Source organism: Phaeovulum sp. W22_SRMD_FR3 (genome assembly GCF_052113705.1).
In the GTDB taxonomy this organism is placed as follows: Bacteria; Pseudomonadota; Alphaproteobacteria; order Rhodobacterales; family Rhodobacteraceae; genus JBGQOG01.
The window spans coordinates 67,254-78,823 of sequence record NZ_JBGQOG010000021.1 but is presented as its reverse complement, the minus strand read 5'-3'; the positions used below and the strand labels follow the sequence as shown (position 1 = coordinate 78,823).

The 11,570-nt window shown below is 60.8% G+C and carries 9 protein-coding genes and 2 pseudogenes; 8 read left to right on the top strand and 3 right to left on the bottom strand.

Translation table 11 applies throughout. The annotated features are described in order from the left end of the window. The first annotated feature begins 366 nt into the window (after nt 1–366). From ACEN2S_RS19915 to ACEN2S_RS19890, 6 genes and pseudogenes are all read left to right on the top strand, one after another. Nucleotides 367–1,443, top strand: coding sequence for an IS110 family transposase (locus ACEN2S_RS19915; RefSeq protein WP_441869689.1), 1,077 nt, complete (start codon nt 367–369; stop codon nt 1,441–1,443). 16 nt (nt 1,444–1,459) lie between these two features. Beyond that, nucleotides 1,460–1,782 (top strand): annotated as a pseudogene (locus ACEN2S_RS19910) (IS3 family transposase); the annotation flags it as partial. Nucleotides 1,783–1,812: 30 nt separating this feature from the next. Then, nucleotides 1,813–1,914, top strand: a pseudogene (locus tag ACEN2S_RS19905) (integrase core domain-containing protein); the annotation flags it as partial. Nucleotides 1,915–2,484: 570 nt separating this feature from the next. Continuing rightward, nucleotides 2,485–2,844, top strand: a complete 360-nt coding sequence (locus ACEN2S_RS19900; RefSeq protein ID WP_441869686.1) for a hypothetical protein — start codon at nt 2,485–2,487, stop codon at nt 2,842–2,844. Nucleotides 2,845–3,528: 684 nt separating this feature from the next. Next, on the top strand, nt 3,529–4,506 hold the full coding sequence (locus tag ACEN2S_RS19895; RefSeq protein WP_441869683.1) for a helix-turn-helix transcriptional regulator: 978 nt from the start codon (nt 3,529–3,531) through the stop codon (nt 4,504–4,506). 74 nt (nt 4,507–4,580) lie between these two features. Next, a complete protein-coding gene (locus tag ACEN2S_RS19890) occupies nt 4,581–5,777 on the top strand; it encodes a hypothetical protein (RefSeq protein ID WP_441869680.1) in 1,197 nt (398 codons plus the stop codon). Between the two features lie 1,100 nt (nt 5,778–6,877). On the opposite strand, the gene ACEN2S_RS19885 is transcribed toward ACEN2S_RS19890, so the two are convergent. From ACEN2S_RS19885 to ACEN2S_RS19875, 3 genes are all read right to left on the bottom strand, one after another. Then, nucleotides 6,878–7,603, bottom strand: coding sequence for a DUF4405 domain-containing protein (locus tag ACEN2S_RS19885; RefSeq protein ID WP_441869677.1), 726 nt, complete (start codon nt 7,601–7,603; stop codon nt 6,878–6,880). Next, nucleotides 7,600–8,067, bottom strand: coding sequence for a cytochrome P460 family protein (locus tag ACEN2S_RS19880; protein WP_441869674.1), 468 nt, complete (start codon nt 8,065–8,067; stop codon nt 7,600–7,602). Before ACEN2S_RS19880 ends, ACEN2S_RS19885 begins: the two co-directional genes overlap by 4 nt. 134 nt (nt 8,068–8,201) lie before the next feature. Further along, a complete protein-coding gene (locus ACEN2S_RS19875) occupies nt 8,202–9,263 on the bottom strand; it encodes an alpha/beta hydrolase (RefSeq protein ID WP_441869671.1) in 1,062 nt (353 codons plus the stop codon). 104 nt (nt 9,264–9,367) lie between these two features. Between ACEN2S_RS19875 and ACEN2S_RS19870 the strand changes: the two genes are divergently transcribed. Continuing rightward, a complete protein-coding gene (locus tag ACEN2S_RS19870) occupies nt 9,368–10,261 on the top strand; it encodes a LysR family transcriptional regulator (RefSeq protein ID WP_441869668.1) in 894 nt (297 codons plus the stop codon). A 115-nt stretch (nt 10,262–10,376) separates the two neighbouring features. Beyond that, the gene (locus ACEN2S_RS19865; RefSeq protein ID WP_441869665.1) at nt 10,377–11,207 is read left to right on the top strand and encodes an SDR family oxidoreductase; all 831 of its coding nucleotides are present in this window, start codon (nt 10,377–10,379) and stop codon (nt 11,205–11,207) included. Nucleotides 11,208–11,570 lie beyond the last annotated feature (363 nt).

Sequence of the window (11,570 nt, the reverse complement as noted above, 5' to 3'; positions counted from 1 at the left end):
CATCACTGGTCATGGACGCGCTGATGATGGCGGTCTGGCGGCGCGGCAAGGCCGATGCGCTGTTGCACCACTCGGATAGTCATACGATCAATGCCAGTTCTCGGATGGTTTGACTCAAACACCGATCGACCATTCGCTGGGTTGGTGCCGCAGGGCTTTCTGGTGTGATCTGACCCTCACTCCGATCGATCCAACACGTGTCTTTCCCTAGACCTGTCGATCATCCGGGAACGTCCTGCGGCGAGGCTTTGCCTCGAAGGTGCTGCCGTGACCCAAGAAGGGCATGACCATCCGGTCCCATGACTGTCCTGTCCCTGCATCCTTCGGAGCACAAAACAGACAGGCCGCCCAGGAAAGGATAGTCGGATGGCAGCACACCCAGCAGAAACTCACGTCATCGGCGGCGTCGACACGCACAAGGATTTGCATGTCGCGGCTGTCGTTGATCATCGTGACCGTGTTCTCGGCACCGAGAGCTTCCCGACAACGCGGCATGGTTATCGCTTGATGCTGGCGTGGATGAGGTCCTTCGGCGATCTTCGACGTGTTGGGGTTGAGTGCTCGGGAAGTTACGGCGCCGGGCTGCTGCGCTACCTGCAAGCCGCGGGTGTCGAGGTGCTGGAAGTGACCGCGCCAGACAAACTCGACCGCCGCCGACGCGGCAAGAACGACGACTATGACGCGGAAAGCGCGGCTCATGCAGCATTCGCGGAGCGCCACACGGTCACACCGCGCAGCCGGGACGGAATGGTCGAAAGTCTTCGGGTTCTGAGGGTTTGCCGCAAGACGGCTGTTCAAGCGCGCCGAATTGCGCTGCAAATGATCCAGATGACGATCGTCTGCGCGCCCGACAAGATCCGGGAGCCGTTGCGATCCATGACGCGGATGCAGCTGATCCGCACACTTGCCGCGTGGCGCCCCGATCTCACGGCATATCGCCAGGTCGAGGAGGCCTACCGGATCTCGCTCAAGTCCCTCGCGCGGCGCTATCTCGAATTGCATGACGAGGTCTCCGACCTGGACGACATGATCGGTGCCATCGTCAAGGATCTGGCCCCGGAGCTGCTGGCCCAAACCGCGATCGGTTTGAACAGCGCGGCGCAGTTGCTGCTCACGGCTGGGGACAACCCGGACCGGCTAGAATCCGAGGCTAGCTTCGCGGCATTGTGCGGCGTCAGCCCGGTCCCGGCCTCATCAGGAAAGACGGTGCGGCACAGGTTGAATAGGGGAGGCGATCGCGCGGCCAACAGCGCCATCCACATCATCGCCATCGGGCGCCTGAGACTGGACCCACGTTCGCAGGACTACGTCGCCAAACGCATCGCTGCGGGCCATTCCAAGCTGGAGGCCATTCGCTGCCTCAAACGCTATATTGCCCGCGAAGTCTTCGGCATCATCATGAGGCGGCATCGGGAGATCAACCAAAGCCAGATCGCCGCTTGACTCTTAGAAGGGCGTCCAGGGATCGCAATACACTAGCGAGCAGTTTCAACGGCTTCTGGCCGATCGAGCCATCGTGGCGCCATCGGTTCGAGCCCGATGGCGAGGGGCATCACCTGCTCAATGAGTAGGGCCGGAAACGTCTGGGACAATTCCGCGATGGAAAGCTTCTTCTCGTCGCTGAAGACCGAACGCACGGCCCGCAAGGTCTACCGCACCCGAGACGAAGCTCGTGCTGACGTGTTCGACTACATCGAGCGCTTCTACAACCCTCGGCGCAGGCATTCAAAACTGGGCTACCTCAGCCCGATGGAGTTCGAGGCCCGCGCTATGCTAGCTTAACCTGCTGTCCACGAAACCGGCAGCAGCTCATGGCGTAGACACTACAACGACGACAGACCACACAGCGCCATCGGATACAACGTCCCGAGCGCATTGCACTTTCCCGATGACGTAGCCAGCCCGTCATCGTGACCAAAGCCCGAAAACTCCAGCTTCGGGCGGTCCAGAGCTGGTAGGCAGAGCAGCGGTTGAGCAGACTCTACATCAGACTGAGGGATCTCGCGGGGGGCAGGTCACCCGTTCTGCAACGAATTTGTGTAACAGTGCCCCACGGGTTTCATCTGTACAGCTATCTTTCTTGCGGATTTTTCGCGAACCCATGACAAGCAATCCACGCAGCTGCTGCCGGGACAAGCACTGATCCAGCGCATTCTCCAAAGATCTCGAACTTATCCCGGCAGTCTTTTGCCGTGCCCGCTTCCGCAAATGCATGAGTGCAAATGCATGAGTATTGTGGAATACTTATGAGGAGAAGGTAAACCACGACGTCGCAGAGGCCTATTGGTTAGTCAAGAGCCGCGCTGACAGATCGCGCGGCTGAGGAGCAGTGGGCAGGACCCGGGTGTAGCCCTTTCGGTGCGCAGATCCAGTTGCTGGCGATGTGCCAATGTGGAAATATCGTTCCCAAGACTAGCCTAAACCTGTCTTGATCTTGATGTCTTAGGCCTTAAGGTAGATTCCGCTGAAGCTAGGGTTTGTAATATGTCAGATACTTTTCAGGCTCACGTGCAATACGACGACTACACCGGCAGTGTTGCTGCTGATCGTGCAGACGAATTGCGCTTCGTTGATTTCTTGAAATCCAAGTGCCTTTGCGAAAGTGGGGAAGTGCTCGCCGGCATTCGTCTGGGGTTCTCGGGTAACCATGGCCGTGCCGTGGATAGGGTTTGCGTAGTGGCTTACCTGATATCCGGTGAGGATGATGATCTGATGGCTCCGAGTAAAGTTCGGGCGGTTGAGGTGGATATCTCCACCGCTGACCTGTTTTCGTTTTTCAAGCGGCTGGATGTAGTGATGACCAAAAGGGGGATGGATCTTAGCCAAGCTGTTGTCGAAGGCTGACACTATCGGTGGTGGAAAAGACGTAGATTGGTCTTGGCCAAGTTGCAACGCGAACTGCAGGCGCTGGCTGGCAATAGACCTCAGCACTATCTTCCTTCCAATCCTTTGTCGCTGTACATCAAATGCGCCTGCGGCCGAGCACCAAAGATCCACGCCGCGAATTTGCCAGATGTTGCGCGCAACGGCGATCTGCTGGACCGAGACGCGATTGACCGGATGGGCTGCGCGCGCTTAGATGGAAGGCGCGCCGTGCGAAATGGCGGACGGCCGCGTGGTGAACCTCTTAGGACCGCCTATACCGGAGCGGCGTGACGGCCGCCGAAAGGCCGGCCTGGCCCCAGATGCGCAGGGCTGCAGCTTTCCCGAAGCGGGTGGCGGGCCCATCGGTCATGCAGGAGATCGCGGTAATGCTTGGACGGATGCCGGAGCATGTCGTCGGGAAGAGCTGCGATACGACAATTCCATTGTCAAAGGGACTTCATTTGGTAGGCTGAACTCCGCTGGTCAATCTGGGGCACCGGGTTTGGGGCCCGGAGTGATCAGGGTTGTGATGATCGAAAGGCGCGGGCAATAGAACTGGTAGACGGCATCCTTCACCAGATCTACGAGGCAGCGGCCGAGCCCGAAGGTTGGTCGCAGGTTGCCGATGCACTCGCGGGACTGGTGGATGGGGCGAGTGTCCACATGTTTCTGGTGTCGAGATCATCCGGTCATGCCCATGTGAACCTTTTCGTGCGCGGCGATCCGGACTTCGCGCAGGTCTATCTCGACGAATATGCCCATGACGATTTCCGGGTGCCGAGGGTCATGGCGCGCGCTGCGGGCAGGCTGTGCTCTGAGCGGGTCTATGTCTCAGCCGCTGAGGCGCGGGAGAGCAGGATTCATCAGGAACTCCTGCCGCGCTTCGGGATCCATGACATCCATGGTTGCAACCTGAGTTTCGGCGAGAATGTCGGCTGGTTCGGCATCGCCTCGTCACGGCCAGACCGGGGCATCGAGCTTCCGGCCGTCAAGCTGCTGGAGACACTGGCACCTCATTTGCTGCGTGCGTTCAGGCTCGGCGCCGCGCGGGCGGGACTTGACAGGGCTGACCCTTCCCGGGCAGAGGCCATCGATCTTTTCGCATCAGCCGTCTTCGTGTTGGACGGCAACCGGCTCGTGGAATTGAACCGCTCTGCCAGGCAATTGCTGGGCGAGGGCTGGTTCCGGCTTTCGCCCGATGGCTGGCTGACTTGCGCTGATCCGCATGAAAATCTGCGTCTCGCAGCCTTTCAGCGCTCCGGGGACGTTGATCCCGAAGCAACGGCCCTCTATCTGCGGCACGTCGACAGCAATGCACTCTACGCCCTGCGGCGCTGGACCTCTGGCGGGAGGCGGATCGGACCGCGCCGCAGTATCCTGACGATCACACAGCTGACCATCACCCCGCCCGACCTAGAGCAGGTCGCCGCCTTTTGCTCGCCGTTCGGGATCACCCCGGCAGAGAGCAAGGTGGTCCACGCAATCCTGTCGTGCCTGCCACTTTCGGCCTTTGCCCACAGCACGGGAACCAGCCTCTATACGGTTCAGGATCAGCTGAAATCGGCCATGCTCAAAATGGGCATGCCTTCGCAGAAACTGGTCTTTGCAGCTTTCGAAAGATACCGGACACTGCACGTTTAATCCCCCAAACGGGGGATGTGCCAGCATGGCGGGCCGGGCTAGAGTAGAGGAGCGTGCAACTCTGGAAGGCCCCCATGCGAAGCTTCAAGGCCGAATTTACAGCGGCGTTCCTGACACTCTCCGCCTGCGTGACCACCTCGGGTGGGCCAAGTGCCTCACAATCCGCGATGGCTGCCCGGACAACCGTCTATCTCGGTGCAATCACCGAAAAATGTGGAAACCTCGACCTCGCGCAGGCCCAGGCCACCACCTTTGGCGGCAGCTGGCCAGCACGAGGGACGATTGTCCCGCCGCTTTTCGAGGGCGACAGAGATACCGATTTTGGCAACACGATCAACTGGCAGGTCTGGCGCGGTTTTCACCGCGGCAGTGATTTTGGCTATCTCAGCGAGCTTGTGCGCAGCGACGGGCCGGTCTTTGCCTGCGAGGCGCGTCCGACTCTGGGGCTGCGTCCTGAGAAGTTGCGCGCCGAGATCATGCGGATGTTCCCCCCCGTTGCCGTCGCCAGCAGCTCCGGCCGGACGAAAAATGGCGAGGTCCGCCATCGCAGCTTCCTGCTGTATTCCGGTCAGCGCCCGGCGGTCATCGAGATTTCCGGCACTGAGTCGTCCCTGCCTATGTCTGGCTTCCGCATGTGGATGGAGATTCCCCCTAACTCTGACGGCAAGGGAGCGGCGCAGGTCCTGCGCGAAATCGCAGCTGCGATGCCGCCTGGAGAACGTACGGCAGTGCAAGCACTTGCGCAGGACCTGCAGCAGCGGATGCGCGCCGACCTGTCGCGGGACCTTGCCTCCGAAGCTGCGGAGTCGAAGCGGCTGCAGGCCGATCTGCGCGCCCGGGTCGAGTCTGACCGGCAGGCGCGCGACACGACGACAGGGCAGATGATTGCCCAAGGGGTGTCGCAGGGCATCTCCGGCTTCCAGCGGCAGGAGGAGGGCTTTGCGCAGACCCACAGGGACAAGACCGGCCCTTCTCCCGTGGCGGCGGGCAGCGGAGCGGGCGAACCCGGTTCGGGGGATGTACTCACCCTTTGCGCGATTGGCTACATCTATCCCCCTGAGCGCTACAAGAACTCCATGCCGCCGGTCGAGTGGCGGTGCGATTCTCCGACCCGGTCTGAGGCGGAGGCAATCATGGCAAAGCGGGTGGCGGAGCGCGACAATGCACCAAAGCCGAGAAGCCGCGTACCGACCAGCGTGCCCGTCCGCGAGCAGCCAAACGTCGATCCCTGCCGCAATGCTGAGCCCGGATTATGCACGACGGAGAAATAGCAGGGTTTCGGCATCCGATGCGCAGAAGGTCCAGCACGGCAGGTTTCGGAAAAGGCCCCCGAGGGCTTCAATCATGTGAGGGTCCGACATTGGAAATGGCCGGGCCTCTGCCGCGAAAGGAACGAGGGGAAAAAGCAGAAATAGAAGTTCACGCAAATGGCTGCATTTAGAAGAGCGAAGAGATTCTAAAATGAACTGTCTTCATCACCTGACCTTGGTCCTGATGGTTAACAATTTGCAATACTCGCACATCAAGTCGCGCATATTGATACATCCGCCCTGGACTTTACTGCACCCAGCCCTGGCAGCAATTTCGGGGACCTTGCGCTGCGGAGATGGCTCGGCTTCGGCCGACGAAGCAGCGCCGAATTGGGCGGCCCGAGCCTTCTGAGCCTGCGAGATGCAGCGCCGCATGATGCCGCAATGAGGCGAGCCCCACCTGACGCCCACGCCGTCGGACCGACCTGATCGGCCCATTGCCGCCGGTCGAGAGCGTTTCCGCGCTGCGGTGCGGCTTCCCCGAAGCGGCCGTTCATTGCCTGGCGCAGCAAAATCCGGGGGCGAATGTCGCTGATGCGGACCTTGCTGCCATTCGCTGCACTTGCAGCGTAGATCGCGAGCAGCGGCAGCAAAGCGCAGGGAGCCGACGTTCCCGGTCGAGCTGATGCGCATCGCTCCACGGGCGCGCCCGACCCAATACTGCCGTCCAGCCTTTGTGTTGTGCTGCGGAGCAGCGTCGCCAAAGCAGCCTTAGGAGGTGGCTAACCAAGCGGTTTCCACGCCACCGCGCAGGCCTGTAAACGGCATCCGCATCGGCTTCCGGCGCGACGCGCGCATCCATTGTCAGTTGGTCGCAAACTACGCCACTCGTGCGCCGACACCGTCCGACATTAGGGGCGCGGTTCAACATCGCGACGAGTAGGTTGCTGACCCTCTTCATTTCCGCTTCACCCAATCGCAGCCAGATATGGGTGCTGGTGGTCGAAGAGGTTTCCGAGCGCGGCGTTCGAGCAGAGGATTAGCATCGACCTTCCTGTCAACGCGCAGTTCCTGTCATCCCGGCTGTTCGTGAATAATGACGCCACAGCGGGCATAGCCGCTTACAACTGCTCGGGGGGCTGTGCAAAGCCCGATTTTTGACCGGCCGATGGCTCTATGCGTCTGTTGGCACCGACGAACTTCCAAGCGTAATATGCGACGAAAGCGCACATTCCGACGATCCCGGCGAGGTGGCCGAAGAAGGTCGGGGTTTCTCCTTCGAAGTCCCAGAACTCCAACGACGGCTGCAGAAGTAACTTTGCCACGACGTTCAGCTTGTACAGGCCGTATACCCCATAAGCAGCAATCGCTGCGGCCAGACAACGCACGGTTATCATTGTCCAGCGACGATCGAGGTTGATGCCCAGCCTGCCGCTCACATACCCCATCAGCATCGTCCAGTGCAGGCCGAGATGAGCCCCCGCGATCATCAACGCCAGATAGCCGACGAGATTGTGGATCTGCCGAGCGGTGAAGGTGCTGGTCAGAGGCAAGAAGGCGAAGACTTCGCGCGAGATCAGAAGGCTTGTCACCAGCAGGGTCAGCATGGTGACCAGCAGCGACAGGTTGATCACCCGCGTGATCAGGGTGCGGGGTGCGCGGGTGCGCCGCGGGATCGTGCCATACCAGCGCCGGTTGAAGATGTTGTGGCTGACGAGCAACGCGAACATTGCCGTGCCGATCAACTCATGCGCCAGGTTCCCCAGCCAGCCGTAGGCCAAAGCCACCAGCAGCAGGCAGACGGCCGCAAGGTCGAGGATCAGGCGCAGGGAAAACGGGACGTTCACGGCATGTAGTCCTGCATGCGGCCCCAGGTGAACATGAAGTCGTTCTCGGCAGCACCCTGATGGCAGGACACGCAGCGGTCAGCGAGGGCTTCTCGGCGGACGGTCCTGTCGGTGCCGAACTGCTGAAAATGCCAGTCGCCAGCTCGATCTTCCTCGGCGAAGTCGAGACCCCAGCCTTCGCCCTTTTCCATCACGAAATAGCTGACGAGGGCACCGTCATTGTAGATTTCCAGCACTAGAACGGTGCCTGGCGGCAGCGGCTGGCCGGATTTCGCAATCGCGATGGTTTCCAGCAGGGCATAGGCGAGCTCGCCACCTGAGCCACGACGGTAATCCCCATACATCACCATCTCGTCGAAGTTGGCGGGGAAGGTCGCGCGGTTTGTCTGGGCCATCGTCGACGTGCTGAAAAGACCTGCGATACAGAAGACAACAACGGTCAGGGGTCGAAAACTGAGGATCATGTCGGTGTCCTTTCGAACCGGGATTGCACTTGCGGATTGGGGACGAGCCACACGGATCGAACCCGACAGAACGCGCCGAGGCGCTGCGGGTGAAGAAGTGTCAGGAAGGAAGGGCCTTCCTGACACAAGCTCGATCATGCCAGTTTGCTAGTGAAGAACGGGCCGACTTTCGCCATCGCCGTATCCACGCCCGCGCCGTCGTAAAGGTCCATGTGCGTCGCACCGTTGACGATGAACAACTCCTTGTCAGTCGCGGCGGCCTTGGAATGCAGTTCTTCGCTGTGCCACAGCGAGCCCGCCTCGCTGCCCGCCACGACCAGCAGCGGTTGGGTCAGCAGCGTCTCGATCCGGTCGAAGCCGGTGAAGGCGACCAAATAGCTGACGCTTGTCAGAAGCAGTCGGTTCGGCGCGTTCGGGTGTTGACCGCGCGGCGTCAGATAGTAATCCGCCGCTTCCTGCAGATCGCGGGGCGCCGTGGTGTCACCGACGGCCGGAACGTAGTTGCCGTAGGTCGGGGCCGCGCCCGCCGCTTCGGCCGTGCGGAGCTGTCCCACATAGTCAAGCGTCGCGATCTGGTCGGCCTCGGACGCCTTGCCATCCCAACCCTTGCGCGTCGCGGCCCCCACATCTACCGCACTGACGGTCGCAACCGCCTTGATGCGGCGTTCTGTCGTTGAGGCCTTGATGGCAGCACCACTGCCCGCACAGATGCCCAATGCGCCGATCCGGTCGGCATCGACGAAGGCCAGCGAGGTCAGATAGTCCACGGCGCTGTAGATATCGCCCACCCGACGCATCGGATCATCGAGGTAACGCGGCATACCACCGCTGGCACCCTGATGGGAGGCGTCAAAGGCGAGCGTCACAAAGCCTTCTGCGGCCAGCCTTGCGGCATAAAGCCCCGCCGTCTGCTCCTTGACCCCGCCACCGGGGTGGATGCTGACGATGGCTGGGTACTTTCGGCTGCCGTCAAAGCCGGGCGGGTAGTAAATGTTCCCCGCCATGGTGATGCCGTTGTTGTTGAACTCCACACCTTGCATGTCGATCTCTCCTGAGGCTGTGTTGCCCGATTGGGCGTAAGTGGCCATGGGCAGCAGGTATGCGGCCCCCACTGCCGATCCGGAGAGCAGCAGCTGTCGTCTGCTGATGCGGCCCGCCGAGGTTGCCTGAACTGCTTCAATGTCTGTTGCCGTCATTTGCGTCTCTCCTGCTGATCTCGTCCTGTGCAGAAGAGGTAGGGAATTGCGGTCTAGCGGATTAGACGGCATTATTGGCATGGACCTAGAAAAGGGATTTATGAATGCGGCGGGACAACCTGAACGATTTTCTCGCCTTCATCGCCGTTGCCCGCGAGCAGAGCTTCACCAAGGCTGCCGCCAAGCTCGGCGTGTCGCAGTCGGCGCTCAGCTATACAGTGCGCACGCTGGAAGGCCGCCTGGGTGTACGTCTCCTGTCCCGCACCACCCGCAGCGTTTCGCTGACCGAAGCGGGCGAGCGGCTGTTCCACAGCATCGGACCGCGCTTTGACGAGATCGAGGCGGAAATTACCGCCGTCAGTGAATGGCGCGACAAGCCCGCAGGCACCATCCGCTTCACCACGGTCGAACATGCCGCAGAAGCAATTTTGTGGCCCAGGCTCGCGCCGGTTCTGGTCAATTATCCCGACATCAAGGTCGAGATCATCAGTGACTACGCTCGCGCCGATATTGTCGCCGACCGTTTCGATGCCGGGGTGAGGCTTGGCGAGCATGTGGACAAGGACATGATCTCGATGCGGCTCAGCCCGGACTTTCCCCTGATCCTTGCTGCATCACCTGCCTATTTCGAGGGCCGCGCAAGACCCGAGACCCCCGAGGATCTGACCAGCCACGCCTGCATCAATCTGCGCTTGCCGACGCATGGCGGCACCTTCACCTGGACCCTGCGCAAAGGTGACCGCGAGGTGAATGTGCGCACAGAAGGTCGGGCGACCTTCAACACGTTCGCGCTGATGCGCAGCGCGGCGCTGCAAGGCTTCGGGATCGGCTGCTTTGCCGGTGACATCGTGAAGGACGATATCCACGCCGGGCGCCTTGTGGCGGTGCTGGAGGACTGGAGCCCGCCGATACCCGGTTATCACCTCTACTATCCCAGCCGTCGCCAACATTCTCCAGCCTTCGCGCTGGCGCTGGAGGCGCTTCGGTATCGGGGATAATTCCACGGCCAGCGGCAGAATTCAGAAGCGCAATTTCTAAGGGCATCAAAATTATGCCGGATAGTCTCAGCACCTGGCGGGCATTACCTTCCGATCAACAGAAATGGAGATCGACATGAGCGTTTGGTTCATCACTGGTGCGGGTCGCGGAATGGGCCTGCACATCGCAAAGGCAGCCTTGGCCGCAGGGCATCAGGTCGTGGCCACCGGTCGCAACACGGCAAAGGTGGCTGAGGCCTTCGGACCGTCCGAGAATCTGCTGGTCGTCAAGCTTGACGTCACCAGCCCCGACGACGCCATTGCTGCCGCCGAAGCCACCATCGAGCGGTTCGGCCGCATTGACGTATTGGTCAATAACGCCGCCAGCTTCTTTGCAGGTTATTTTGAAGAGCTTTCTTCGCGACAGATGGACCTGCAACTGGCCACAAGTCTCGTCGGTCCGATGAACGTCACCCGCGCCTTTCTGCCTGCAATGCGACGCCAGGGCGAGGGCAAAATCATCTCCATCTCGTCAACTGCAGGACTGGTTGGCTACGAGTTTTGCACCGCCTATTCCGCGTCAAAATTCGGCCTCGACGGCTGGATGGAGGCTTTGCAGACCGAGATCGATCCCTTCGGCATCCAGACCATGATCGTGAGCCCAGGATTCTTCCGCACCGAATTGCTGACCACCGAATCTACGCAATATGCGGAACTGACTTTCGCCGACTATGCTGCACGCCGCGCCCAGCAGGAAGCGTTCTGGACCGGCGCCAACGGCACGCAGGGCGGCGATCCGGCCAAGCTGGCACAAGCCCTGATCACTCTGGACCGCGAAGCCGCCTTGCCACGCAGGTTCCTTGCCGGTGCCGACGCGATTGCCACCGCCGAACAGAAGATCGCGACATTGCAGAAAGAAATCGATGCCTATCGTGTCTTGTCGAGTTCGCTGGCAATTGAGGGATGATCGCTTAGACGTGGCCCTTGATCCCTCTTAGGCACCGTCCATCAAAGTCTAGTCCCGGCAGTCATGGACCGCGAACGTCGGCCTCTCGTCCCTCGATGCGGATTCCACTGTGACTTCGCTGCGGTTCGCTCGAACGGCTGCTCCCATGAGTTGCTGCGCCTGCCAAGCCGCACTGCCGTCAGGCGGCTTTCCGCCCTTATCGACCGCGATGGCCTGATTGGCATGACCGGTTGCGCCTGGGCCTGAGAGCTTCTCTTTTTTTGTCGCTGGCGGCATGTTGCAGCACCAATGTCACTCCCCGCACCGGGCAATCAACCGCTGAAAATGGCGCGCAATGAGCCAGGCCGGAAATGCCCCCAGACA